The organism is Streptomyces sp. DH-12 (genome assembly GCF_002899455.1).
Classification (GTDB): Bacteria; Actinomycetota; Actinomycetes; order Streptomycetales; family Streptomycetaceae; genus Streptomyces.
The window spans coordinates 2101355-2125973 of sequence record NZ_PPFB01000001.1 but is presented as its reverse complement, the minus strand read 5'-3'; the positions used below and the strand labels follow the sequence as shown (position 1 = coordinate 2125973).

Sequence of the window (24619 nt, the reverse complement as noted above, 5' to 3'; positions counted from 1 at the left end):
CCGGCCGTGCGTCAGGGTTGCGTCAAGGACGCGCCCCGCACCCCCTCCGGCCGCCCGGCCGCCGCGCACGGCGGCCTAAGGTCGACTCCGCCGGGAGAACGACCGGAAGACAATGGGGCCATGGGACGCGGCAAGCTACGCATTCACCTCGGCGCGGCGCCGGGCGTGGGGAAGACCTACGCGATGCTCGCCGAGGCGCACCGCCGCGTCGAACGGGGCACCGACTGCGTCGTCGCCTTCGTGGAGACGCACGGCAGACCCCGCACCGAGGCCCTGCTGACCGGGCTGGAGCGCATCCCGCTCAGACGGCTGGAGCACGACGGCGTGACCGTGGCCGAGATGGACCTCGACGCCGTCCTCGCCCGCCGCCCCCGGGTCGCCCTGGTCGACGAGCTCGCCCACACCAACGCGCCCGGCTCGCGCAACGCCAAACGCTGGCAGGACGTGGAGGAGCTGCTGGCCGCCGGCATCGACGTGCTGTCCACGGTCGGCATCCAGCACCTGGAGTCGCTGGGCGACACCGTGGAGTCCATCACCGGCGTACGGGAGCGGGCGACCGTGCCGGACGAGGTCGTACGCCGCGCCGACCAGGTCGAACTGGTCGACATGACGCCCGAGGCGCTGCGCCGCCGCATGGCGCACGGCAACATCCACCAGCCCGACCAGGTCGACGCGGCCCTCTCCAGCTACTTCCGCCCCGGCAACCTCGCCGCCCTGCGCGAACTCGCCCTGCTGTGGGTCGCCGACCGGGTCGACGCCCACCTCCAGCGCTACCGCAGCGAGCACGCCGTCTCGGCGATCTGGGGCTCGCGCGAGCGGATCGTGGTCGGGCTGACCGGCGGGCCCGAGGGCCGCACCCTGATCCGCCGGGCCGCACGGCTCGCGGAGAAGGGCGCGGGCGGGCAGCTGCTCGCCGTGTACATATCCCGCAGCGACGGCCTCACCTCCGCCTCGCCCGGCGAACTGGCCGCCCAGCGCGCCCTCGTGGAGGACCTCGGCGGCAGCTTCCACCACGTCGTCGGCGACGACATACCCGCCGCCCTGCTCGACTTCGCGCGCGGCGCCAACGCCACCCAGATCGTGCTGGGCTCCTCCCGCCGCCGCACCTGGCAGTACGTGTTCGGTCCCGGCGTCGGCGCGACCGTCGCCCGCGACTGCGGGCCCGACCTGGACGTGCACATCGTCACCCACGAGGAGGCCGCCAGGGGCCGCGGGCTGCCCGTCGCCCGGGGCGCGCCGCTGGGCCGGCTGCGGCTCGCCTGGGGGTGGGCGGCCGGCACGGCCGGGCCCGCCGCCCTGGCGGTGCTGCTCAGCGCCGTCGACCCGGGGCTCGCCATCGACATGCTGATGTTCCTGGCGGTGACGGTGGCCGCGGCGCTCCTCGGCGGGCTGTGGCCGGCCCTCGCCTCGGCGGCCGTGGGCTCCCTGCTGCTCAACTACCTCTACACCCCGCCCCTGTACACCTGGAGCGTCTCCGACCCGCGGAACATCGTCGCCATCGTCGTCTTCGTCGCGATCGGCACGTCGGTGGCGTCCGTGGTCGACCTCGCGGCCCGGCGCACCCAGCAGGCGGCCCGGCTGCGGGCCGAGTCGGAGATCCTCTCCTTCCTCGCGGGCAACGTGCTGCGCGGCGAGACCGGCCTGGAGGACCTGCTGGAGCGGGTCCGGGAGACCTTCGGCATGGAGTCCGCCGCGCTGCTGGAACGCGCCGGGGACGTCGAGCCGTGGACCTGCGCGGGCCGGGCGGGCCGGGGCCGCCCGGTCGGGCGGCCCGAGGACGCCGACGTCGAGGTGCCCGTCGGGGACCACATGGCGCTGGCGTTGACCGGCCGGGTGCCGCCCGCCGAGGACCGCAGGGTGCTGGCCGCCTTCGCCGCGCAGGCCGCCGTCGTCCTGGACCGCCGCCGGCTGCGCGAACAGGCCGACCGCGCCCTCGCCCTCGCCGAGGGCAACCGCATCCGCACCGCGCTGCTCGCCGCCGTCAGCCACGACCTGCGCACCCCGCTGGCCGGGATCAAGGCGGCCGTCTCCTCGCTGCGCTCCGAGGACGTCGAATGGTCCGACGAGGACCGCGCCGAGCTGCTCGAGGGCATCGAGGACGGCGCGGACCGCCTGGACCACCTCGTGGGCAACCTGCTCGACATGTCCCGCCTGCACACCGGCACGGTCACGCCGCTGATGCGCGGCACCGACCTGGACGAGGTGGTGCCGCGCGCCCTCGGCGGCGTGCCCGAGGACAGCGTCGCCCTGGACGTCCCCGAGACCCTGCCCATGGTCGACGCCGACCCCGGACTGCTGGAGCGGGCGATGGCCAACGTGATCGAGAACGCGGTGAAGTACAGTCCGCCGGGGGAGAAGGTGCTGGTCGCCGCCAGCGCCCTCGCCGACCGGGTCGAGGTGCGGGTCGTCGACCGCGGCCCCGGCGTCCCCGACGAGGCCAAGGGCCGCATCTTCGAGCCGTTCCAGCGGCACGGCGACGCCCCGCGCGGCACCGGCGTGGGGCTCGGCCTGGCGGTCGCCCGCGGCTTCACCGAGGCCATGGGCGGCACCCTCGACGCCGATGACACCCCCGGCGGCGGCCTCACCATGACCCTCACCCTGCACGCGGCGGAAACCCGGCCGGCGGACCGGCCGGGCGACCGCGCACGCGGCCCCGTGGCCGCGGAGAACGAAAGGCGAGCCTCATGACCCGGGTGCTGGTGGTCGACGACGACCCGGCCATCGTGCGGGCCCTGGTGATCAACCTCAGGGCCCGGGCGTACGAGGTCGACTCCGCCGAGGACGGGGCCGGCGCCCTGCGCGCGGCCGCCGCGCGCCACCCGGACGTCGTCGTCCTCGACCTCGGCCTGCCCGACACGGACGGCGTCGACGTCATCCGGCGGCTGCGTGAGTGGAGCCGGGTGCCGATCCTGGTGCTGTCCGCGCGGCACGCCTCGGCCGAGAAGGTCCAGGCGCTGGACGCCGGGGCCGACGACTACGTCACCAAGCCCTTCGGCATGGACGAACTGCTCGCCCGGCTGCGCGCCGCCGTACGCCGCGCGGAACCGGCCGACGGGGGAGAGGTCGTCGTGGAGACGGAGACGTTCACCGTCGACCTGGCCGCGAAGAAGGTCCACCGCGACGGCGGGGACGTACGGCTCACGCCCACCGAATGGCATCTGCTGGAGGCGCTGGTGCGGGCCGGGGGCAGGCTGGTGGGCCAGAAGCAGCTGCTGCGGGAGGTGTGGGGGCCGTCGTACGGGACGGAGACCAACTACCTGCGCGTGTACATGGCGCAGCTGCGCCGGAAGCTGGAGGCGGACCCGTCGCGGCCGAGACACCTCATCACCGAACCGGGCATGGGATACCGCTTCGAGAAGTGAGGGCGGGCCGTCCGGGCCGGGGAGCAGGGGGTACGTGACCGTCGGCGCACCCCGGTACGCTTCAGACATGAGTGCTGTTCCTCGGTCCGAGAAGCCGGCAGGCCGCTTCCGCCGCATGCTCGACCGGCTCTCGTCCTCGCAGGAGGACCTGGAGTCGGAGGAGCTGCGCGAGGACGCCGCGACGGCCGGGTGCACGCGGATAGGCGACTGCCAGGACCGCGAGATCGTCACGGTTACTGGTACCTTGCGCACGGTCACGCTGCGGCCGCGCGCGGGAGTTCCGGCCCTGGAGGCCGAACTGTTCGACGGCTCCGCCGCGCTGGACGTGGTGTGGCTCGGCAGGCGCTCCATCGTGGGGATAGAGCCGGGGCGCAAGCTGATCGCATCGGGCCGGATCGCCATGAGCCACGGCCGCCGGGTGCTGTTCAATCCGAAATACGAACTGAGACCCCTCGGACGGGAGTAGCCGGTGACGTCGCTCGACAAGCCGACAACCGAAGAGACCTCCGCGGACGCGTCCGCGGACGACGCCCGGGCGGTGACGGAAGCCGCCCTGTTCGAGGCGTTCGGCGGTGTCCGGGGCATGGTCGAGACGGTGCTGCCGGGGCTGCTCTTCGTCAGCATCTACACGGTCAACAAGGACCTGCACATGTCGGCGCTCGCGGCGCTCGGCGTGGCACTGGTCATGGTCGTGGTCCGGCTGGCCCGCAGGGACACCGTGAAGCACGCGTTCAGCGGCGTCTTCGGCGTGGGCTTCGGCGTGGTCTTCGCGATGATGACCGGCAACGCCAAGGACTTCTACCTGCCGGGCATGCTGTACACGCTGGGCCTGGCCCTGGCGTACATCGTCACGGCCATGGCGGGCGTGCCGCTGATCGGACTGATGCTGGGCCCGGTGTTCAAGGAGAACCTCTCCTGGCGCACCCGCAACCCCGGCCGCAAGAAGGCGTACACCAAGGCCAGCTGGGCCTGGGGCCTGATCCTGCTCGCCAAGTGCGCGATCCTCTTCCCGCTGTACTGGTGGGCGGACACCACCCAGCTCGGCTGGGTGCTGGTGGCGCTGAAGATCCCGCCGTTCCTGCTCGCCGTCTACCTGACCTGGGTGTTCCTGGCGAAGGCCCCGCCGCCGATCGACGTCTTCGCCGAGATGGAGGCGGAGGAGCGCGCGGAGGAGGAGCGGCGGGCCGCCGCGGGGGAGAGCGAAGGGGCGCCGGCCGGCCGGCACCGCCGCCGGTCCTGAGCTTCCTGCACGTGTGAGGGGCGCCCGGAGAACTCCGGGCGCCCCTCACACGTGCGCGCGTACCGCTACGACTCCTTGCGGACCGAGAGCAGGTCCTCCAGCTGCTCCTCGCGGGCCTGCGCGGCCACGAAGAGCAGCTCGTCGCCGGCCTCCAGGGAGTCCTCGCGGGTCGGGGTCAGCACCCGCGTGCCGCGGATGATGGTGACCAGCGAGGTGTCCTGCGGCCACTCCACGTCCCCGACCTGGGTGCCGGCCAGCGCGGACTCCTCCGGCAGGGTCAGCTCCACCAGGTTGGCGTCGCCGTGGCTGAAGCGCAGCAGCCGGACCAGGTCGCCGACGCTGACCGCCTCCTCCACCAGCGCCGACATCAGACGCGGGGTGGAGACGGCGACGTCCACGCCCCAGGACTCGTTGAACAGCCACTCGTTCTTGGGGTTGTTCACGCGGGCGACGACGCGGGGCACGCCGTACTCGGTCTTGGCGAGCAGCGAGACGACCAGGTTGACCTTGTCGTCGCCGGTCGCGGCGATGACGACGTTGCAGCGCTGGAGCGCCGCCTCGTCCAGGGAGGTGATCTCGCAGGCGTCGGCGAGCAGCCACTCCGCCTGCGGGACGCGCTCCACCGAGATGGCGGTCGGCGCCTTGTCGATCAGCAGGACCTCGTGGCCGTTCTCCAGCAGCTCGCCCGCGATCGAGCGGCCGACCGCGCCGGCTCCGGCAATGGCGACCCTCATCAGCGACCGCCCTCCTCGTCGGGTCCCTTGGCGAAGGCCGCCTCGACCCGGTCGATCTCGTCCGTGCGCATCATCACGTGCACCAGGTCACCCTCCTGCAACACCGTCTGCGAGCTGGGCAGGATGGCCTCCCCGAGCCGGGTGAGGAACGCGACCCGCACACCCGTCTCGTCCTGGAGCCGGGAGACGCGGTGCCCCACCCACGCCGTGGAGGTGTGCACCTCGGCGAGCTGGACCCCGCCCGTGGGATCGCGCCAGAGCGGCTCGGCGCCCGAGGGGAGCAGCCGGCGCAGCATCTGGTCGGCCGTCCAGCGGACGGTGGCGACGGTGGGGATGCCCAGGCGCTGGTAGACCTCCGCGCGGCGGGGGTCGTAGATACGGGCGGCGACGTTCTCGATGCCGAACATCTCGCGGGCCACCCGGGCGGCGATGATGTTGGAGTTGTCGCCGCTGGACACGGCGGCGAAGGCGCCGGCGTCCTCGATGCCGGCCTCGCGCAGGGTGTCCTGGTCGAAGCCGACGCCGGTGACCCGGCGGCCCCCGAACGAGGAGCCCAGCCGGCGGAACGCGGTGGGGTCCTGGTCGATCACGGCGATCGTGTGCCCCTGTTCCTCCAGGGTCTGGGCCAGGGCGGAACCGACCCTTCCGCAGCCCATGATGACAATATGCATCGCGTTACACCGCGCTTCCTGCAGGCCGTGCGACCTTCATGACCTTCGTGCTCATGTCTCTCTTTCGGCTCGCCAGGCAACACGTCGCGGCCTGTGTGCGGGCCGCCGGCCACCATCATGCCGGGGGCCGGGGACCCCGACGCCCCTCGGGGGCGTCCTGCCCGCGGTGACCGACGGTACGCGGGGGCCGGCCGGCCCCCGAGGCACGGGGTGCACGGCGGCGTGCGGTCGGCGGCGGAAGCCCGAGCGACGGGCGAGCCCAAGGCGGCCGGCCCCTACCGGCGCGTGATGCTGCGCACGCTGGCGACCGCCAGGACGCCGAGGACGACGAGGCCGGCCGCCGCGCCGATCAGTTCTGCGGTCGTGTGCATGGGACCCTCCACGAGACGTGGCGACAACGGCCGGGCATGTGGTCATACAGGCATGGGACTCCCCCCGCCCGCCCCACCGCCGCCCCGACGCCTCGCGTTTTCACCCGGAGGGCAGCGGCCGTATGGATGCCGTATGGAAGTGGGGTGGCGGGTGCGTCGCACGTCGTACGACGGCCTACGATCCACACTTGTGTCCAAACTGACCGACGTGCCCAAACGCATCCTCATCGGGCGCGCACTGCGCAGCGACCGGCTGGGGGAGACGCTCCTGCCGAAGCGTGTCGCACTCCCCGTCTTCGCCTCCGACCCGCTCTCCTCCGTGGCGTACGCGCCCGGCGAGGTGCTGCTGGTCCTCTCCATCGCGGGTCTGTCGGCGTACCACTTCAGCCCCTGGATCGCGGTCGCGGTCGTCGTGCTCATGTTCACCGTGGTCGCCTCCTACCGGCAGAACGTGCACGCCTACCCCAGCGGCGGCGGCGACTACGAGGTGGCCACCACCAACCTCGGCCCGCGGGCGGGCCTCACCGTCGGGAGCGCCCTGCTCGTCGACTACGTCCTCACCGTCGCCGTGTCGATCTCCTCCGGCATCGAGAACCTCGGCTCGGCCGTCCCCTTCGTCGTCGAGCACAAGGTGGCCTGCGCGGTCGGCGTGATCGTGCTGCTGACGCTGATGAACCTGCGCGGGGTCCGGGAATCGGGCACCCTCTTCGCGATCCCCACCTACGTCTTCGTCACCGGCGTCTTCCTCATGATCGCGTGGGGCGCCTTCCGCGGGGTGGTGCTCGGCGACGACATGCGCGCGCCGACCGCCGACTTCGAGATCAAACCCGAGCACCCCGGCCTGGCCGGCTTCGCCCTCGTCTTCCTCCTGCTGCGCGCCTTCTCCTCCGGCTGCGCCGCGCTCACCGGCGTCGAGGCGATCTCCAACGGCGTACCGGGCTTCCGCAAGCCCAAGTCGCGCAACGCGGCGACCACCCTCGCCCTGATGGGCCTGCTCGCCGTCACCATGTTCTGCGGCATCATCGCGCTGGCCGCCGCCACCGACGTACGGATGGCCGAGAACCCGGCCAAGGACCTCCTGCACAACGGCGTCCCGCTCGGCCCCGACTACGTCCAGGACCCGGTGATCTCCCAGGTCGCCGAGGCCGTGTTCGGACACGGCAGCGCGCTGTTCGTCCTGCTCGCCGCCGCCACCGCGCTGGTGCTGTTCCTCGCCGCGAACACCGCCTACAACGGCTTCCCGCTGCTCGGCTCGATCCTCGCCCAGGACCGCTACCTGCCCCGCCAGCTGCACACCCGGGGCGACCGCCTCGCCTTCTCCAACGGCATCGTGCTGCTCGCGGGCGCCGCCGTGCTGCTGGTGTGGATCTACGGCGCCGACTCGACCCGGCTGATCCAGCTGTACATCGTCGGCGTGTTCATGTCCTTCACCCTCAGCCAGACCGGCATGGTCCGGCACTGGAACCGGCTGCTGGCCACCGAGCGGGACCCGGCCGCACGCCGCCGCATGGTCCGCTCCCGGGCGATCAACGCCTTCGGCGCCTTCTTCACCGGCCTGGTGCTGGTCGTCGTGCTGCTCACCAAGTTCACCCACGGCGCCTGGGTCGCCCTGCTCGGCATGGGCATCTTCTACGCGACCATGACGGCGATCCGCCGCCACTACGACCGGGTCGCCGAGGAGATCGCCGCGCCGGACACCCCGAGCGAGGACACCGTACGGCCGTCCCGCGTCCACTCCGTCGTCCTGATCTCCAAGGTGCACCGCCCCACCCTGCGCGCCCTGGCCTACGCCAAGCTGCTGCGCTCCGACACCCTGGAGGCGCTCAGCGTCAACGTGGACGCCGAGGAGACCAGGGCGCTGCGCGAGGAGTGGGAGCGGCGCGGCATCGACGTCCCCCTGAAGGTGCTCGACTCCCCGTACCGGGAGGTCACCCGTCCGGTGATCGAGTACGTCAAGAGCCTGCGCGCGCAGTCGCCGCGGGACGTGGTGTCCGTGATCATCCCGGAGTACGTGGTCGGCCACTGGTACGAGCAGCTGCTGCACAACCAGAGCGCGCTGCGGCTGAAGGCCCGGCTGCTGTTCACGCCGGGCGTCATGGTCACCTCGGTGCCGTACCAGCTCCGGTCCTCCGAGGCCGCCAAGCAGCGGGCCCGCAGGCGGCAGGACTGGGCCGCGCCCGGCTCGGCGCGCAGGGGACCCGCGGAGCGGGTGAAGGACACCTCGCCGCGCACGTAGACTGGTGGGCTGTTGTCCCGGGCCGCACGGCCCGCCCGCCCGTACCCGATGTTGTGGAGTCACCCCGCCATGCAGGCAGAACCGAGGAAATCACTGGTGGGGGAGGAGTACGAGGTCGAGATCGGCCCCGTCGCCCACGGCGGCCACTGCATCGCCCGCACCTCCGGGGGGCAGGTCCTCTTCGTCCGGCACGCCCTGCCCGGCGAGCGCGTCGTCGCCCGTGTCACCGAGGGCGAGGAGGGCGCGCGGTTCCTGCGCGCGGACGCGGTGACCGTACTGGAGGCCTCGAAGGACCGCATCGACGCCCCCTGCCCGTTCGCCGGCCCCGGCCGCTGCGGCGGCTGCGACTGGCAGCACGCCAAGCCGGGCGCCCAGCGGCGGCTCAAGGGCGAGGTCGTCGCCGAGCAGCTCCAGCGGCTGGCCGGGCTGACGCCCGAGGAGGCCGGCTGGGACGGCACGGTGATGCCCGCCGAGGGCGACAAGGTCCCCGCGGGCCAGGTCCCGTCGTGGCGCACGCGCGTGCAGTACGCGGTGACCGCGGACGGCCGCGCGGGACTGCGCCGGCACCGCTCGCACGAGGTCGAGCCGATCGACCGCTGCCTGATCGCCGCGGAGGGCGTCAGCGAGCTGGGCATCGAGAAGCGGGACTGGACCGGCATGGACTCGGTCGAGGCGATCGCCGCGACCGGCTCCCAGGACCGCCAGATCGTGCTGACGCCGAAGCCCGGCGCCCGCCTCCCGCTGGTCGAACTGGACCGCCCCGTCTCGGTGTTGCGCATCGACGAGCGCAACGGTCAGGTGCACCGGGTGCACGGCCGCCCGTTCGTCCGCGAACGCGCGGACGGCCGCACCCACCGCGTCGGCAACGGCGGTTTCTGGCAGGTCCACCCGAAGGCCGCCGACACCCTCGTCACCGCGGTCATGCAGGGCCTGCTGCCCCGCAAGGGCGACATGGCGCTCGACCTGTACTGCGGCGTCGGCCTGTTCGCGGGCGCGCTGGCCGACCGGGTCGGCGACCAGGGCGCGGTGCTCGGCATCGAGTCCGGCAAGCGCGCGGTGGAGGACGCCCGGCACAACCTCGCGGACTTCCCGCGCGTGCGGATCGAACAGGGCAAGGTCGAGTCGGTCCTGCCCCGCACCGGCATCACCGAGGTCGACCTCGTCGTCCTCGACCCGCCCCGCGCGGGCGCCGGCCGCAGGACGGTCGAGCACCTGTCGTCCCTGGGAGCCCGCCGCATCGCCTACGTGGCCTGCGACCCGGCCGCCCTGGCCCGCGACCTCGCGTACTTCCGGGACGGGGGGTACAAGGTGCGGACGCTGCGGGTGTTCGACCTGTTCCCGATGACGCACCACGTGGAGTGCGTGGCGATTCTGGAGTCTGCGAGCAAGGGGCTCTGACCTGCGCTTTTGTTGTTCGGGTGGGTTGCTCGACCTGTTTCCTTCCGTGCAGCGGTTCGAGCCGACGGATCGAACTCTGTAGCTCGCTGACCTGCGGGTTCGTGATCAAGGCGCCTGCGTGGACGATGCATATAGAGGGGCGTTCGGAGAATCTTGACGCTCGGACGACGCTCGAAACGGAAGTCGCTACTGCACCTCCGTCCCTGTTGCGAGCCACTGTGATACCGACCAGGTATCATCTGTGTATGGCGATGACACTCCGGCTCCCCGACGACCTTGACGCGAAGCTCACCGAGCGGGCTCGTCGGGAGGGTCGCAGCAAGCAGGAACTTGCCATCGAGGCCATCCGTGAGGCCCAAGACCGGGCCGAGCTGAAGGTCGATGACGTCCTGGCCGAGCTGATGGACAGTGACGCGGAGATCTTGGACTACCTGAAGTGACGAACGTGCGCTACCTCCAGGTCGACGAGATCCTGGCCATCGCCCGCGCGGTCAACGGTACCGAGCACAGTGTGCGTGACATGGGTCTTCTCGTATCGGCGATTGAACGGCCCCGGACCAACGTGTTCGGAGCCGAGCTGTATCCCACGCTGCACGAGAAGGCGGCGGCGCTGCTGCACTCCGTCGCCCGCAATCACGCGCTGATCGACGGCAACAAACGCACCGCCTGGCTCGCCATGCGCGTCTTCCTGCGGTTCAACGGCGTGAGCGCCAGTACCGTGCCGCCGCCCGTTTCCGTGGCCGGTCCGTTCGTCGAGGACGTCGCGCAGGACGACATCGAGGTACCGGTCATCGCCAAACGCCTCTCGACATGGTTCCCCGTTTCGTGACGTTCGACGTCGTGGGGAGCCTCGACTGCTGTCACCGTCGCGATCTCATAGGCGCCTGACAGGAAGGTCTCAGGAAAAGATCAGAGTCCTGGGCGGGTGTCACACACATGTACGCACACCGACCCCGTACCCCCGCCACCGAGCGCACGCGCCGCTGGTTCATGAACCGCTCTCTGCTGTTGGGAGGCGCTGCCGCCGTGGCGACCATGACCGGTTGTTCTGCCGGAGCGTCCGACACGAGTGGCTCCGCGTCCGGCAGTTCCCAGAGCGAAATGCCGTCTGGTGGGCCCGGTGGTGGCGGAGGCATGGGTCCTAGTGCCACCGAGGTGAAGTACGCCGACTTCAAGGGCGTTACCACCGATGGCAAGGTCGTCGACGACCTGTTCTCGATCCACTCCACCGGTGTTTCGACGGATGCCGTGGTGAAGGCCGCGCAGGCGTTCCTGGACGGGCTGAGCACCAAGGTGCGCCGCGCGTCGGTGTTCGATGTGGACGACGACGAGTGGCTGGCCTGGAGCAACGTCGACGGCTACGAACGCGAGGGTGCCCGCATGGGCGATCTGACCGAGAAGCAGCGGAACCTCGGTTACGCGCTGCTCGGTGCGGCTCTGTCGGCCGACGGGCTGGCCCAGACCCGCAACATCATGAAGCTCAACGCGTTCCTCGGTGACTACAACGGCGGCGGCAGGGAGACGCTGACCGAGGGGCACTATTACTTCACCTTCATGGGAACCCCGTCCACGTCCAAGCCCTGGGGCTTCCAGTACGAGGGCCACCACGTGGCCATCAACTACTTCGTCCTCGGCGACCAGGTCGTCATGTCCCCGACCTTCATGGGCTCGGAGCCGACCTCGGCCACGTACAACGGCGAGAAGATCACCCTCTTCAAGCCGGAGACCAAGGCCGGCCTGGCCCTGCTGCGGTCCCTGACCTCGGCGCAGCGCGAGAAGGTGATCTCCGCCGACGAGAAGGGCGGCACGAACATGGTCGCCGGGGCCGGCCAGGACAACCTGAAGCTGGCCTACCAGGGACTCGCCGCCAAGGAGTTCACCTCCGCCCAACGCCAGAAACTGCTCGACCTGGTCGGCGTCTACGTCGGCTACATGGACGACGGCCACGCCGCGGTGAAGATGAAGGAGGTGGAGGAGCACCTCGACGACACGTACTTCTACTGGATCGGCGAGACCAAGGACTCCTCCGCCTTCTACTACCGGGTGCACAGCCCGGTCGTGCTCATCGAGTACGACGCCCAGTCCCCGCTGGCCTACGGCGAGAACGCCCAGATGGGCGGCGGCGGTGGCGCCCCAAGCGGCGGGCCGTCCGGCATGCCGAGCGGGCAGCCCACCGGTATGCCGAGCGGCGGCCCGGGCGGTGGCGGCATGGGCATGGGCATGGGCATGGGCGGCACCCCCACCCAGCAGCACATCCACACCATTATCCGCACGCCCAACGGCAACGACTACGGCGTAGACCTGCTCAGGCTCCACCTGGAGACCGATCACTGACGAGACCACAGCGGGCCCGACATCACGGCCGTCACCGCCGCCACGGACCCTGCCGCCCTGGCCCGACGTGTCGCGGACGCCCCCGGCGTGGACAGGGTCGCCGACCCGGTCCCCGGGTTCTCCGCCACCGTCCGCGCACACGGGCACACCGAGAACACCGCGGTCGAAGGGCGCGAGCACACGGCGGCCGCCGTGGACCGGCCGCTGGTGACCTCCGGCACGTGGATCCGCAGTGGCGGCGCGGTGCTCGAACGCGGCTTCGCCCAGGTACTGGGCGTGCGTGCCGGAGACCGTGTCACTATCGGCGGCCGGGACTACCCAGTCCTCGGTACGGCCATCAGCGCAGCCACCGGCGTGTACCCGAACGGCAACTGGGCCGCGGACCCGGGACCTTCCGACGGTGGCGGCCGCATCTGGCTCACCATCGACGACGTCCTCGCGGCAGCCGACGACGCGTCCCCCCTGTACCTGTTGAACATCAAGCTGTCCGACCCCGACGCGGCACAGAGCCTGGCGGACACCCTCTTCACCGACGACATCACAGGCCAGAACTGGGTGAACACCCACCCCTGGCATGGCTTCGTCGAAGGGGACACAAGGCTGACCTGCGGGTTCGTGAGCGAGGAGCCTCGCAAGAGCGAAGCCCTCAGAGGGTCGTTCGGCGATCCTTGACGCTCGGAGGATGCTCGATGGGGACGTTTCCCCCGGCGCTGCGAGCGGCCGTCTCCGACCCCGGGTCCGGGGAAGGATGCTCGACCGCGCCACTTTCGACACCGGTCAGGCGCGCCCGTACCCACCACCGCGATGCCGGCGGCCGGTATGTGATGTGGCGCCTGGGCGCCGCCGCGGTCAGATGGCCAGCGCCAGCGCCACCAGGGAGCGGGAGACCAGGTTGTACGCCGCGAAAGTGGCGACCGCCTCACCCGTCTGGGTTTCGCCGAACAGACGCTCGAGGTGCTCCATGACGTCGGCGTCCACTTCGACCCGGCGTGTGGACTGGTCGGTGAGGGTGATCAGGGCACGCTCCTTTTCGTTGAAAGGCGTGCTGTCCGCGCGCCCTCTTCCCGAAGGCCCTTGCTCTTTTCGTCGGTCCCGCCTGCCACCAGGTATGCGGTATGCGTACGCCCCGTTCGAACTCGGCCCTCTTCAGAGCGGACGCCCGGAGCATGATCAGCCCGCGGTACCGCAGATTGACCTACCGGGTCGTCATCGTTCGTCATCGTGCTGTTCCTCTCGGGGCGGGCGCGGTGGTCGGACAGCCGGGGAGAGCCTGTCAGCGTTCCGGCCGCGGTGTTCCCGACGCTCCCGCGTGGGTGGTACGGACCGGTGTCGTCGACAGCTATGTCGGGTGCAGGACCCGTGGCCCGATGTGCAAGTCGCACCAGGAGAACTCAAGGCTGGGTCGTGGCGACCTTCAGTCCGAATCCGATCAGTACCGCCCCAGTGGCACGGTCCATGCCCCGGCGTACGGCTGGCTTTTCGAAGAGGGAACGAGCCTTGGAGAGCAGCAGAACGTATGCGCCGAGCCAGACCGCGGTGAGCACCGCGTGTACGAGGACCAGCAGGGCCATGCCGCTGTGGGGAGACAGTCCGGCCGGGGCCAGCGTTGGCAGGAGACCCGTGTAGAACACGGCGATCTTGGGATTCAAGACGTTGCTCACCAGACCGGTCCGCCAGGGGTTGCCGCGAGGCAGGGCGGGGGCCGCTGCCGGCGCCTGCGACCGGTCGCGACGACTCTGGCGCAACGCCTGGACGCCGAGGAAGACGAGGTAGGCCGCGCCGACCAGCTTGACCACCGTGTACGCGGTGGCGGACGCGGCCAGGACGGCGGCGAGGCCGGCCACCGCGAGCACGCCCCAGAGCACCAGTCCCGCAGTGATCCCGCCCACTGTCCGTAGGCCGTCCTGCCAGCCGGAGGCGACGGCCCGTTTGGTCACGACGGCCATGTCCGGCCCGGGCACCATGGTCAGCACAGCCAGGACACCGACGGCGGTCAAGAATGATATGAGCATTCCCCCAGTCTCACATCCGAGGCTGAGGCTGTTGTCCGCAGGCTTGCCCGCGCCTGCGGATGGAGCGTACGACCGATTTCGCCTGTGTCCGATTACCTGCCGTAGCACCGTTCCCGGGGACGGAACGACATGCCGCGAATCACCGGCAGCACGCTTCGTGGTCCTCGGCAGGACGGGGTCCGGTCGACGGCTCTCCCTCATGACTAATCTGTCGACCGTGACGCTCGTTCGACGCTCAAGGCACCCACACGCGACACGGCGATCCGAGAAACCCGCCTTGACCTGGCCTTTCTCGTAGCAGTCGCGGACCGACATCTTTCCGATGACGCACCACGTGGAGTGCGTGGCGATCCTGGAGCCTGCTGCAAAGGGACTCTGACCTGCGGCTTTCTTGTGTTTTCCAGATGTGGCCGGTGGTGCTCGACCTGTTTCCCGAAGTTCACCGCGTGGAGCCTGTTGTAGGTAGTCGCCGCGTGGCTCACCTGCGGTTTCACAACTAGAGCGTGAGTCCAGAACGCTCTGCTCAACTCCGTCAGGGAGAGGTTCAAGAAATGTCTTGACGCTCGTTCGACGCTGTTCCTGACGGAGTGTGAGGTGGTCGTGCTAGGACCGGATGGCGCGGGTCAGTCGGATGCCCGGGATCGGTGGTGCTGGGCCTCGGATTCTTCGGGCGGCGGGGAGTCGAGGGCGGAGTGCAGGCGTTCGGTGTTGTACAAGCCGACCCATCGGACGACGGCACGTCCGACCTGGTCGGTGTCTCGCCAGGGCCCCGGCCATCGCGTTGTCGTAACTGTCGGCGACAGAGCCGACCGACGCGGTCGCGCCAGCCTCGATCAGGCGCTCGCCACAGCGAATGGACACGTATTGACCGGGTTCAACCAGTCGTAGCAACGCTCCTGATCAGAGAGGTGTGTTGTGGGACGCCCAACAGGTTGGATGACGGAGTTGACGGTTCGGTCACCGATGAAGTCACCGGGACGGCCGCCGACTCGGCGCGTACTTCCGGGGTGCAGGCATCAGAGCTGTGCTTCCCGTCTGCCGGATCAATCATGCCCGGCTTCAGGGCCGCTACGAAAACCGGCTCAGCTCGGTCCGGGCCGTGCCGCGAGAGGCGTTCCTCGACGACGGCTGGTTCGAGTACGAGGACGATGGCTGGTACCGGCCGGCATTCCTCGACGGCCGACGCCGCGGCGGCCCGGACCGGGCCCACGGTCGCGGTCGTGAACCTCCACGCCACCACGTGTCAGGCCGAAGTCAGCCGGTCGCCGCGACCCCGGCTTTGGCGATGAGCATGTCCAGAAGCGAGAGCAGCGCACCGCGCGCGTCGTCACGGGAGCGGGCATCGAGCAAGTGGATGGGTGTGTTCGGGTCACGCAGATGCAGCGCCGCCCTGATCTCCTCGGCGGTGTAGAGCTGTTCGCCGTGGAAACAGTTCGCGGCGACCACGAACGGAAGCCCTCGGTTCTCGAAGAAGTCGACGGCCGGGAAACTGCGGTCGAGGCGTCGTGTGTCGACAAGGACAATCGCCCCGAGTGCCCCGTTCAGCAGGTCGTCCCACATGAACCAGAAGCGCTCCTGGCCAGGTGTGCCGAACAGGTAGAGCACGACCTGTGCGTCGGTGAGGGTGATGCGGCCGAAGTCCATCGCGACGGTGGTAGCCGCCTTGGACTCGATGCCGTCGAGGTCGTCGACGCCGACGCCCGCGCTCGTCAGCCGCTCCTCGGTACGCAACGGCTCGATCTCGGAGACCGTCTCGATCAGCGTCGTCTTGCCGACGCCGAATCCCCCAGCGATGAGGATCTTGACGGGGTCCGCTCCCTGGGCAGGGGTGTCATATCCAGGCAAGGTTGTCCCTGATTCTCATGAGCAGGTGGACATTGGTGGTCTCGGCCCCTTCCAGGGGTGGCCGGTGCTCGATCAGCCCCCGATCCGCGAGTTCGCCGAGAAGAAGCGTCATGGGAGTGAGGCGGATGTGCATGCGCGCCGCGATCTCGGCGACCGCCAGGCCGCCCGGAGGCGAGCACATCGCGAGGATGGCCTGCCACTCGCTGGGCAGGCCGCCGTAGCCGTCCGCGGCGGCCACCGCCGTGATCGTGGTGTCCATGGTGAGGGCGGTGTGTGCAGCCGCCGTACGTCCATCGGTCAGCGCGTACAGCCGCGTCCGGCGGTGGCCCCCCTCTCGCGGCCTGGGCTCGTCCGCCATTACGACGGCTGCGCCTGGCCGCGATCAGGTGTGCTCAGCCACTCACCGAGCGCCTGGGCGGTGCGCACGGCTTCACCGCCCAGCTCCCCCAGCCGCGCCTTGCGGGAGGTCACCACGATGAGCGTGCTGCCCTCCCCGCACCCGACGATGCAGAGATAGCAGTCGTCCATCTCGACCAGCTGGCGGATCACCCGGCCGCCGTCGACCTCCCTGGATATCGCCTTCATCGTGGAGGCGATGCCGGAGGACGCGGCGGCTATGCGCTCCGCCTGGTCCCGTTCCAGCTCGTACGAGCTGAGCTTGATCCCGTCGTTGGACAGGAGCACGGCTCCCTGGATGCCGGCGATCCTGCTCAGGTTGTTGTCCAGGACGCTGTAGATCATGTCGTTCGTTGTCGTCATGGCTGATCCTGTCGGAGTTCTTCTTCCACTGTCTGAGTCCCGTGTTCGTAGTCCGCCCAGGCGTCGGCCACTTCTTCGGGTGTCGCCGCATCCTGATGGACGCCGGTCTCCGGTGCGTACGGCGCGCGGAGCTGCTCGGCGATGTGAGCCTGTGGGATCCGCTCGGGGAGGGCCGGCTTCGCGTCACCGTTCCGTGTCGGGGAAGGAACCGACGGCTTGCTCTCCACCGGCCGCTGGGGCAAGCGCTCCGGCGTCCTACGGCCGGCCGACCCGGTCCTCGCGTGCAGGACCAGTTCGGGCTTGCGTTCGTCGAACGGGCCCGGTGCCGGGGCGGGCATCGCCGCCGCGCGCGGCGCTTCCTTTCCCGCCCGGACCGGTTCGGTCGGCACAAGGAGTTCCTTGGGAAGGATCACCACGGCCGACGTCCCCCCGTATACCGAGCGGCGCAGCGTCACTGTGGCCCCGAGCTGTTCGGCGATGTGGCCGACCACGAAGAGTCCGAGCCGGTGCGCGTTCTCCGCCAGGACGGAATACGGCGGGGCCGAGTGCAGACGCCCGTTCATCTCCTCGTAGGTCGCGGCGGTCACCCGAGGCCCGCGGTCCTCGATCTCGACCGACAGCCCGTCCGTCACCAGTTCGGCACGGATGACCACCTTCGACTGCGGCGGGGAGAACCGGGTGGCGTTGTCCAGGAGTTCTGCCAAGAGGTGGCTGATCTCGCTGATCACCCGCGGTGCCACGCTGATCTCGTCCAGGGCCTGGCGCTCGATCCGCCGGAAGTCCTCGACCTCCGCGGCGGCTTCGCGCAGCAGGTCGGCGACGCGCATGGGCTCGGTGTGCGGATCGGGGATCTCCCCACCTGCCAGGATGAGCAGGTTCTCGATCTGCCGCCGCATACCCACCGTCAACTGGTCGGATCGCATCAACCGGGCGAGAAGCTCCTCGTCGTGCCCGAAGGCGTCCTGCAGTTCGTCGGTGAGGGCCAGCTGGCGGCTGACCAGGTTTCCGGTGCGCGAGGCGATGCCCGCGGCGAACATACCGAAACCCTGACGCTCGGCCGCGAGCCGCGCATGCCCGTCGACGGACACGGAGACGACCTGGGCGAACGCGTCGCTGATACGTCCGACCTCGTCCCGGTCTCCGCTCACCGCGGGCAGCGCATCGTCGTCGACGGGCTGCCCGCGCTGGAGCCGGGCAACGACATCCGGCAACGTGTCCTCGGCAATGGCCACCGTACGTTGGTGCAGACCGCGCAGGCGGCGGAGCACGGAGCGCGTGGTGAGCACGATGACGGCCGCGACGGCAAAGACGGCTGCGCCGTTTCCGACGATCAGCCAGATGACCTCGTTCTCCAACTGCGTGGCCTTGGCGTCGGCGTGCACGAGCAGTGCTCGCCCCTGTTTCGCGTTGAGCGCGGCAAGGCGCGGCGCGAACTCGTCATACGCGGCCTGCCAGGCGTCAGCTTCCTCGGGCAGCTCGATGCCGGACGCGGTGTTCTGGTGGTCGGAGATGACCGCGTCCTCGACACGGATCTTCGTTTTCCAGCCGTCCGAGGCGAAGACCTGGTCGTAGGCCGCTTTGTCCTCGGCCGTCAGATACGGTGCGACCCACTCGTCGTACTGGTACCGCTGGGATCCGACGGAGTTGACGAATTCGGCGAACCCGGAAGGGCTCAGATGCCTGGACGGCCCGGCCATGGCGAGGATGGTGGTCTCGCGCGCCACCATCTCGGACACCGTGAACACCGTGACGACCAGGCCGCTCTCCTGGATGAGCTCGGCGTCTTCCGCATGGCTGAACTCGTTCTGGTACACCCGGATGATGTGGTCGACGAGGTCGGAGTAGTAGCCGATCGTCCGATCCGCGTCCCCGCTGCGGGCGTCCGCGCGCTCGCGGAACGCGGCCAGGTCCGCGAGGCTGTGCTTCAGCTCCGCGACGTAATGATTGTCCTCGCGTCCGGTCGCCGCCAGAGCTCCGTCCGCCGCCCGGCGGAACTCGTCCGCGGCCCGGTCCGTGGCCGCGCGCCGCTCGCGCAGCTCTTTCTCGGACACGGAGCCGCTCGCCCACCGTGTGGCGGTCATCCTCCGCTCAGCCTGCAGTTCGAGCATCAGCCTGGTCAGGGGTACATCGATCCGCTCACCGACTGCCACATCAGCGCGTAGTTGCTTTGACTGGTGCACCAGCGGCTGTGCGGTCATGACCACTTGGACACTCATCGCCAGAATAGGGACAATCGCCAGCCAAATGAGCAGCGTACGCAGGCGCGGAGTACGCCGCCGACGAGTCGTCAGCCGCCCTCGTGTGCCTTCGGGTTCTATGGGAGACATCAGTCCTCGGAGAGCGGGAAACCAGGGGGGACGGCCCGACCACCGAGGCCGGACGCAGTCCTGGGTTCAGGACGGGGGGAAGTCCGGTTCGGCTTTGGCACGACGTGAAGTACCGATCATAACCAGCCACACCGGAGAAACGGAGAGATGACTTCCGTTGATCACATGTGGTAAGGGCGACGAAGTATTGCGCATGGGGTGTTGACGTTCACCTGACGCCTGGGCGCAGGCGTGCTCGTGCGGACAGGGCAACCCGCTCTCCCGGCTGCACGTCTTGGACTGACCGGCACATGGGTCACTTGAGACGTCGGGTGAAGGGCCGGCCATCCGAGCGGTAGCGGCTTGTCGATCGTCGGATGAGCATGCGGAGCGTGACGAGAGCGGCGGCGAGGCGAAGGCAGAAGTCCACGGCCTCGCCGCTCTTCTCGGTGCAGCGCCGGAGCTTGCGGCAGTCGTTCATCCGCGAGTGGGTGCGCTCGATCATCCAGCGCTTGCCGGCCTGGACCGGGGCCGGCACGCCCTTGCGGACGATCTAGGCCGTGAACCCAGGCTGGGCTACCAATACACGGAACGTGGGGCTGTCGTAGCCGCGCGGTCGGCCCGGACGGTCGTGCCGGTGGCGGCCCGGCTGGCGCGGCCGTGGAGATTCGGGGTTACGTGGTCCGCGGCGACCCGGACCCCTGGTCCGGGAGTGCTGGGTTCACGGAAGCAGTGGGCCGCGTCGTACGCGTACTCGAGTCGGGCAGAGGGGGCAGGGCCACCTGGTCAAGGGCTGGTGATCGCGCACCCCGGCGGCTCCTTGAACCTGCCGCAAAGGACGTCTGACCTGCGGTGGCAAGGTGTGGCGGGGGTCGTACGGATGATGCCGGCGACGTGCGTTCGTCATTGGTGACGCGCGAATGACGCTCGATTCGTGAGACTGGAGCAGGGCCGCGTCGCTCGGCCGGCGATGGGCGGGTGGGGCCGGCAGGTCGCCCTCGTCCGCGACGCGTCGGCGTGACCGTCGCCCACGAGGGACGGCCGACAGCCGGCCCACGCAAAGGGCGCAGGCCGGTGATCGGCCATAACGTCGTCCGGCCCCGTCGGTGACGACGGAGCGTATGCCGGAGGAGTCTCATGGCCGCTCCCGGGCCGTCCGGTCGCGGACGCCCGGGACGTCACCCGCACGGGTTCGGTGCGACTCGGTGCGCGGGACGTCCCGGGTGCTCCGATCCGCTTCAGCCGCCGATGGGCGTGACCCCTGAGGGAGCCGGGACCAGTCGGTATCCGCCGTCCTCGCGCAGCACGTGTCCGGCGGTCGGCGGCGGGAAGTGGCTCCCGAGCAGAAGAGTCGACGTACCGGCCAGTGAGCCGAGCACCTGGTTCCGGGTCCTGGCCGCGAGTTCGGGAGCGACGTCCACACAGCTGCAGAGCTCCGGATGCGCCATCTGGACCGGGTGGTGGATGCTGTCGCCGGTGACCAATGCGGTCTCGCCACGGCTGCTCAGTTCCACCGCTACCTGCCCCGGTGTGTGGCCGGGGGTGGGCAGCAGACGGATGCCCGGCGCGATGTCCGTGCCCCCGTCCGCGACATCGATGAGGTCGAACAGACCTGCTTCCCGGACGGGAAGGACCGAGTCCCGGAACATCTGCCGACGCGCCTCCTCCATGTCGACACCCGCCCAGTAGTCCCACTCGGTGCGTGAGGTGAGATAGCGCGCGTTCGGGAAGGTGGGCACCCAGGCGTCGCCCTCGGCACGCGTGTTCCACCCCACGTGGTCGGCGTGGAGGTGGGTCAGGACCACGACGTCGACGCTCTCCGGCGCGAAGCCCGCCGCCCGTAGCCGTGCTTCGTAGTCGCTGTCCAGGTTGTGCCAGGCGGGGTTGGCGCGCCGCTTCCCGTTTCCGATGCCGGTGTCCACCAGCACCCGCATGCCGTCCACCTCGACGGCGAAGCTGTGACTCGCCAGGCGCAGGACGCCTTGTTCGTCGGCGAATTCGGGGCTCAGCCAGGGAGTCCGGCCCACGAGGTCGGTGGTCGCCCCGGGCAGCAGCCACGGACCGGTCTGGGCGGGCAGGGCCACTTCGTCGATGCGTCGTACGGTGTGGTCGCCCACCGTCCAGGAAGAGGCGGGGGGAGTGGTGGACTTGGTCGTTTGCGAGGAGGTGAACACGGCGATTTTCCTTACCTGTCATGGGTCGCGAGGACGCAGATGTCTGGAACGGGTGTGCCGGGTGAGGCGGATGTGCAGTTGCTCGTTGCCGGGCGGGAGCGGGCGTCCGGGGACGGTGTCCGGCGTCGACCGCGCAGCGGCGCGGTCAGCGTCACGACTGCGACGGTCGCCAGTACGGCCACGCAGCCGGCATGGGCCAGTGCTGCCGCACGCAGCCCGAAACCGGCGGTGAGGGCGCCGGCGCCGATGGCGGGCAGACTCATCGCCAGGTAGCTGAGGACGTGATAGGAGGCGAGCGTGCCGCCCTTCTCCCGGGCCGGGACCGAGTCGACGACCGCGCGCAGCGCACCCTGGGAGACGGCTCCGAAGCCGAACCCGGCCAGCGCCGCCCCGGCGAAGAGGAGTACGGGGCCGGCGAGATGGAGGGCGCCCAGGGTCAGGACGGCCGCCGGGATCACCGCGCAGCTCCCGAGAAGGGCGCAGACGTCGGCACGCATCCTGCGCGTGAAGTACACCGTCGGGGCGGCGACGGCCGTCAGCGTGAAGAAGACCATGCCGCCGGCGTATTCGGGTCCGCCGGGGGAGACGAGCCGTGTGAAGCCCGGTCCCAGGGACGAGTAGAAGCCGCCGAGCGCCCAGACGGCGACGACGCCGGCGCCGTTGAGCAGGAGAGCGTGGGCGGCCGCCGACGGCAGCGCCAGGCGGGGCCGCGTCGAGCGCAGTGCTCCGGGACGGCGGCGGACGGTCTCGGGCGCCCAGACAAGGGCGACGGCCTGCGCGGCGAACACGGCGATCAGGGTCGCGTACACCGTGATCGCCGGAACGGGGGCGAAGCGCACCATGAGGGTGGCTGCCAGGACGCCGGCCGCCATGCCCGTCACCGGTGCGATGCTGTTGGCCAGAGCGGGGCGGCCCGGCCGGGCGGGGTCTTCCAGGTCGAGGAGAGCCGCACCGGCTGCGCTGGTCGCCGCGCCGGTCGCGATGCCCTGCAGCACGCGGGCGCCGATCAGGGCGGTCAGGCCGCCGGCCGTCGCGAACAGTGCCATGGAGGCGACCTGGAGCGCGAGCGCGCCCAGGAGCACGGGGCGGCGTCCGACATGGTCGGAAAGGGTTCCGGTCGTCAGCAGCGCGATCAGGAGCGCCAGGGCGTAGGCGCTGAAGACCACGGTGATGTCGAGGGACGACAGCTGCCACTGGGCCTGGTAGTGGGGGTACAGCGGGGTCGGCGCGCTGGATGCGGCGAGCAGCGCGATCAGGATCGAGGCGTGCAATGCGAACGGCAGACGTCCGGAGGGGGAGGTGCGGGGAGGCGCGAGGTCCGCGGGGACGCTCTGCATGAGAGTCCTTCCCGTGCTAAAAGCGATTGGTTTGCTTTAAGTCACCGTAGATCCTACGATCGACTAAAGCAAACGCTTCGCTTTTGCGGTGGTCGGAGGTCCTGTACCTGCCCCGGCCCGTCGCGCCGCACAGATCCGGAAGGAAGCCATGACCAGTGAACTCACCCCCCAAGAGGCAGCCCGAGGGGCGCTGCGGGCGGGGCTCCCCCTCGGGGACGGCCGACACGAAGGAGTGGCCATGACGGCCAACCACATCCACTCCGTGATCAGCGTGTTGCGCGAGCTCGATTTCGGCGAGACCCCTCCCGCGTCCTCCTACCGAGCCGGACGGGGGAACGCCGATGCAACCGTTTGAGCTGTCGCTGACCGAAGCCTCCCGTGCGGTGCGCGCACGGGAGCTGTCCCCCGTCGAACTCACTGAATCGGTGCTCGCCCGTATTGCCGCCGTCGAAGGACGACTGGGCGCCTACGTCACCGTCGCCGCCGATGCGGCCCTGGCCGCAGCGGTCCGCGCCGAACGGGAGATCTCCGGAAGCGGACCGCGCGGGCCGCTGCACGGGATCCCCATGGCGCTCAAGGATCTGATCGACGCGGAGGGGATGCCCACCACGGCGAGCTCGCACGTCCGGGCAGGGCACGTGGCGGAACGCGACAGCCGGGTGGCCGAACGGCTCGGCGCCGCCGGGGCCGTCCTCCTGGGCAAGACGCACACGCACGAGTTCGCCTACGGCCTGACCACTCCGCAGACGAACAACGCCTGGGACCACAGCCGGGTTGCGGGCGGGTCGAGCGGCGGCTCGGCGGTGGCTGTCGCCGCCGGCGGGGCGACGTTCGCCATGGGCACGGACACGGGCGGTTCCATCCGGGTCCCCGCGGCCCTGAACGGCGTGGTGGGCCTCAAGCCGACCTACGGCCTGGTCCCACGCACAGGCGTGACCTCGCTGTCCTGGTCCCTGGACCACGTGGGCCCTCTCACCCGCACCGTCCAGGACGTCGCGCTGGTGCTGTCGGCGACCGCCGGCCACGACCCGCGCGACCCGGCGAGCGTGTCCGGTCCGATGCTGGACCGCTTCCCGGGAGGCGACCTGCGAGGACTGAAGGTCGGCGTACCGCGGAACCACTACTTCGACCGGGTCACGCCCGAGGTCGAGGAGTCCGTACGCGGCGCGATCGAGCGGCTGGCGGAGCTGGGGGCGGAGCTCGTCGACGTCGAGATCCCGATGGCGCGTTACATCCAGGCCGTCCAGTGGGGGCTGATGGTTCCCGAGGCCACCGCCTACCACGAGCGGTCGCTGCGGGCCACTCCCGACCTGTACGCGGCGGACGTCCGCATCCTGCTGGAGGCCGGCGAACTCACCTCTGCGGGCGACTACCTCCGCGCCCAGCGGGCCCGCACCATGATGCGGGACGCCTGGGCTCGCATGTTCGACGGAATCGACGTCCTCGCCGCGCCGACGGTGCCGATGACCGCCGCCGAGGCGGGGCAGGAAGCCGTCGAGTGGGCCGATGGCACGACCGAGTCCGTGTCGGACAGCTACGTCCGCCTCTGTGCCCCAGCCAACATCACCGGCGTCCCGGCCCTCACCCTGCCGGTCGGTCACGACCGCGCCGGACTGCCGATCGGTATGCAGCTGATGGCGCGCCCCTTCCACGACGCGACGGTGCTCCGTGTGGGCCGGGCCTACGAGGAGTCGGTGGCCGGCGCGGGGCGGCTTGCTCCCCTCGCTGCCTGAGGGAAGGCGGACGTTCCGGCCGGCATGCGGTCGCGTCGCTGCAGGGGCGTCCGCCGTGCTCGGGCGCCCGGATGCGCAGCCCCGCGGGTCGCCGACGCCGGCCACCG

Annotated in this window: 21 protein-coding genes and 1 pseudogene; 12 read left to right on the top strand and 10 right to left on the bottom strand. The window is 70.4% G+C overall.

Features of this window, described 5'->3' with window-relative positions; translation table 11 throughout:
• The first annotated feature begins 120 nt into the window (after window positions 1-120).
• The 4 genes from C1708_RS08375 to C1708_RS08360 all read left to right on the top strand — a co-directional run bounded on the left by C1708_RS08375 (window position 121) and on the right by C1708_RS08360 (window position 4602).
• Entirely contained in the window at window positions 121-2688 is a 2568-nt protein-coding gene (locus C1708_RS08375) for an ATP-binding protein (protein WP_106412061.1), read from the top strand.
• The gene (locus C1708_RS08370; protein ID WP_106412060.1) at window positions 2685-3362 is read left to right on the top strand and encodes a response regulator; all 678 of its coding nucleotides are present in this window, start codon (window positions 2685-2687) and stop codon (window positions 3360-3362) included. The genes C1708_RS08375 and C1708_RS08370 overlap by 4 nt, the downstream gene beginning before the upstream one ends.
• Before the next feature lie 67 nt (window positions 3363-3429).
• Entirely contained in the window at window positions 3430-3828 is a 399-nt protein-coding gene (locus C1708_RS08365; protein ID WP_106416217.1) for an OB-fold nucleic acid binding domain-containing protein, read from the top strand.
• A 3-nt stretch (window positions 3829-3831) separates the two neighbouring features.
• Entirely contained in the window at window positions 3832-4602 is a 771-nt protein-coding gene (locus C1708_RS08360) for a DUF3159 domain-containing protein (RefSeq protein WP_106412059.1), read from the top strand.
• 65 nt (window positions 4603-4667) lie between these two features.
• Here C1708_RS08360 and C1708_RS08355 read toward each other — a convergent pair whose 3' ends face one another.
• Together C1708_RS08355 and C1708_RS08350 are read right to left on the bottom strand one after the other, a co-directional pair.
• Entirely contained in the window at window positions 4668-5336 is a 669-nt protein-coding gene (locus C1708_RS08355) for a potassium channel family protein (protein ID WP_037930094.1), read from the bottom strand.
• Window positions 5336-6007, bottom strand: coding sequence for a potassium channel family protein (locus C1708_RS08350; protein ID WP_106412058.1), 672 nt, complete (start codon window positions 6005-6007; stop codon window positions 5336-5338). The genes C1708_RS08355 and C1708_RS08350 overlap by 1 nt, the downstream gene beginning before the upstream one ends.
• A gap of 561 nt (window positions 6008-6568) precedes the next feature.
• Between C1708_RS08350 and C1708_RS08345 the strand changes: the two genes are divergently transcribed.
• The 6 genes from C1708_RS08345 (at window position 6569) to C1708_RS08320 (ending at window position 13018) form a co-directional block, all read left to right on the top strand.
• The gene (locus tag C1708_RS08345; RefSeq protein WP_106412057.1) at window positions 6569-8614 is read left to right on the top strand and encodes an APC family permease; all 2046 of its coding nucleotides are present in this window, start codon (window positions 6569-6571) and stop codon (window positions 8612-8614) included.
• 69 nt (window positions 8615-8683) lie between these two features.
• Entirely contained in the window at window positions 8684-10012 is a 1329-nt protein-coding gene (locus C1708_RS08340) for a class I SAM-dependent RNA methyltransferase (protein ID WP_106412056.1), read from the top strand.
• A 245-nt stretch (window positions 10013-10257) separates the two neighbouring features.
• Complete coding sequence (locus C1708_RS08335; protein WP_030862426.1) at window positions 10258-10452, top strand: ribbon-helix-helix protein, CopG family; 195 nt, start codon at window positions 10258-10260, stop codon at window positions 10450-10452.
• On the top strand, window positions 10449-10841 hold the full coding sequence (locus tag C1708_RS08330; RefSeq protein WP_106412055.1) for a type II toxin-antitoxin system death-on-curing family toxin: 393 nt from the start codon (window positions 10449-10451) through the stop codon (window positions 10839-10841). The genes C1708_RS08335 and C1708_RS08330 overlap by 4 nt, the downstream gene beginning before the upstream one ends.
• Before the next feature lie 161 nt (window positions 10842-11002).
• On the top strand, window positions 11003-12346 hold the full coding sequence (locus C1708_RS08325) for a DUF3500 domain-containing protein (protein WP_502696118.1): 1344 nt from the start codon (window positions 11003-11005) through the stop codon (window positions 12344-12346).
• An 87-nt stretch (window positions 12347-12433) separates the two neighbouring features.
• Window positions 12434-13018 (top strand): ABC transporter permease family protein, encoded by a 585-nt coding sequence (locus tag C1708_RS08320; RefSeq protein WP_106412053.1) that lies wholly within the window; start codon window positions 12434-12436, stop codon window positions 13016-13018.
• Between the two features lie 719 nt (window positions 13019-13737).
• Here C1708_RS08320 and C1708_RS08315 read toward each other — a convergent pair.
• The 8 genes and pseudogenes from C1708_RS08315 to C1708_RS08275 all read right to left on the bottom strand — a co-directional run bounded on the left by C1708_RS08315 (window position 13738) and on the right by C1708_RS08275 (window position 22779).
• Window positions 13738-14358 carry a LysE family translocator gene (locus C1708_RS08315; RefSeq protein WP_106412052.1) on the bottom strand — a complete coding sequence of 207 codons (621 nt, stop codon included), beginning with the start codon at window positions 14356-14358 and terminating at the stop codon, window positions 13738-13740.
• Between the two features lie 1254 nt (window positions 14359-15612).
• Complete coding sequence (locus tag C1708_RS08305) at window positions 15613-16203, bottom strand: GTP-binding protein (RefSeq protein ID WP_106412050.1); 591 nt, start codon at window positions 16201-16203, stop codon at window positions 15613-15615.
• Window positions 16190-16561 carry a DUF742 domain-containing protein gene (locus tag C1708_RS08300; RefSeq protein ID WP_106412049.1) on the bottom strand — a complete coding sequence of 124 codons (372 nt, stop codon included), beginning with the start codon at window positions 16559-16561 and terminating at the stop codon, window positions 16190-16192. The genes C1708_RS08305 and C1708_RS08300 overlap by 14 nt, the downstream gene beginning before the upstream one ends.
• Entirely contained in the window at window positions 16561-16962 is a 402-nt protein-coding gene (locus tag C1708_RS08295) for a roadblock/LC7 domain-containing protein (protein WP_030826382.1), read from the bottom strand. Before C1708_RS08295 ends, C1708_RS08300 begins: the two co-directional genes overlap by 1 nt.
• Entirely contained in the window at window positions 16959-19160 is a 2202-nt protein-coding gene (locus C1708_RS08290; protein WP_241911204.1) for a sensor histidine kinase, read from the bottom strand. The genes C1708_RS08295 and C1708_RS08290 overlap by 4 nt, the downstream gene beginning before the upstream one ends.
• 424 nt (window positions 19161-19584) lie before the next feature.
• Window positions 19585-19881: pseudogene (locus tag C1708_RS08285) on the bottom strand (IS5/IS1182 family transposase); the annotation flags it as partial.
• A gap of 625 nt (window positions 19882-20506) precedes the next feature.
• Complete coding sequence (locus tag C1708_RS08280; RefSeq protein WP_241911203.1) at window positions 20507-21442, bottom strand: MBL fold metallo-hydrolase; 936 nt, start codon at window positions 21440-21442, stop codon at window positions 20507-20509.
• An 11-nt stretch (window positions 21443-21453) separates the two neighbouring features.
• The gene (locus tag C1708_RS08275) at window positions 21454-22779 is read right to left on the bottom strand and encodes an MFS transporter (RefSeq protein WP_106412047.1); all 1326 of its coding nucleotides are present in this window, start codon (window positions 22777-22779) and stop codon (window positions 21454-21456) included.
• Between the two features lie 148 nt (window positions 22780-22927).
• Here C1708_RS08275 and C1708_RS08270 point away from each other — a divergent pair, with 148 nt between their 5' ends.
• Together C1708_RS08270 and C1708_RS08265 are read left to right on the top strand one after the other, a co-directional pair.
• Entirely contained in the window at window positions 22928-23134 is a 207-nt protein-coding gene (locus C1708_RS08270) for a hypothetical protein (protein ID WP_106412046.1), read from the top strand.
• On the top strand, window positions 23121-24512 hold the full coding sequence (locus C1708_RS08265; protein WP_106412045.1) for an amidase: 1392 nt from the start codon (window positions 23121-23123) through the stop codon (window positions 24510-24512). Before C1708_RS08270 ends, C1708_RS08265 begins: the two co-directional genes overlap by 14 nt.
• Window positions 24513-24619: the final 107 nt, after the last annotated feature.

Coding starts and splice junctions, on each gene's coding strand:
- C1708_RS08375 (WP_106412061.1), top strand. CDS start 121: ATGGGACGCGGCAAGCTACGCATTCACCTCGGCGCGGCGCCGGGCGTG.
- C1708_RS08370 (WP_106412060.1), top strand. CDS start 2,685: ATGACCCGGGTGCTGGTGGTCGACGACGACCCGGCCATCGTGCGGGCC.
- C1708_RS08365 (WP_106416217.1), top strand. CDS start 3,430: ATGAGTGCTGTTCCTCGGTCCGAGAAGCCGGCAGGCCGCTTCCGCCGC.
- C1708_RS08355 (WP_037930094.1), bottom strand. CDS start 5,336: ATGAGGGTCGCCATTGCCGGAGCCGGCGCGGTCGGCCGCTCGATCGCG.
- C1708_RS08350 (WP_106412058.1), bottom strand. CDS start 6,007: ATGCATATTGTCATCATGGGCTGCGGAAGGGTCGGTTCCGCCCTGGCC.
- C1708_RS08340 (WP_106412056.1), top strand. CDS start 8,684: ATGCAGGCAGAACCGAGGAAATCACTGGTGGGGGAGGAGTACGAGGTC.
- C1708_RS08335 (WP_030862426.1), top strand. CDS start 10,258: ATGGCGATGACACTCCGGCTCCCCGACGACCTTGACGCGAAGCTCACC.
- C1708_RS08325 (WP_502696118.1), top strand. CDS start 11,003: ATGAACCGCTCTCTGCTGTTGGGAGGCGCTGCCGCCGTGGCGACCATG.
- C1708_RS08315 (WP_106412052.1), bottom strand. CDS start 14,358: ATGCTCATATCATTCTTGACCGCCGTCGGTGTCCTGGCTGTGCTGACC.
- C1708_RS08300 (WP_106412049.1), bottom strand. CDS start 16,561: ATGGCGGACGAGCCCAGGCCGCGAGAGGGGGGCCACCGCCGGACGCGG.
- C1708_RS08295 (WP_030826382.1), bottom strand. CDS start 16,962: ATGACGACAACGAACGACATGATCTACAGCGTCCTGGACAACAACCTG.
- C1708_RS08290 (WP_241911204.1), bottom strand. CDS start 19,160: ATGACCGCACAGCCGCTGGTGCACCAGTCAAAGCAACTACGCGCTGAT.
- C1708_RS08275 (WP_106412047.1), bottom strand. CDS start 22,779: ATGCAGAGCGTCCCCGCGGACCTCGCGCCTCCCCGCACCTCCCCCTCC.
- C1708_RS08270 (WP_106412046.1), top strand. CDS start 22,928: ATGACCAGTGAACTCACCCCCCAAGAGGCAGCCCGAGGGGCGCTGCGG.
- C1708_RS08265 (WP_106412045.1), top strand. CDS start 23,121: ATGCAACCGTTTGAGCTGTCGCTGACCGAAGCCTCCCGTGCGGTGCGC.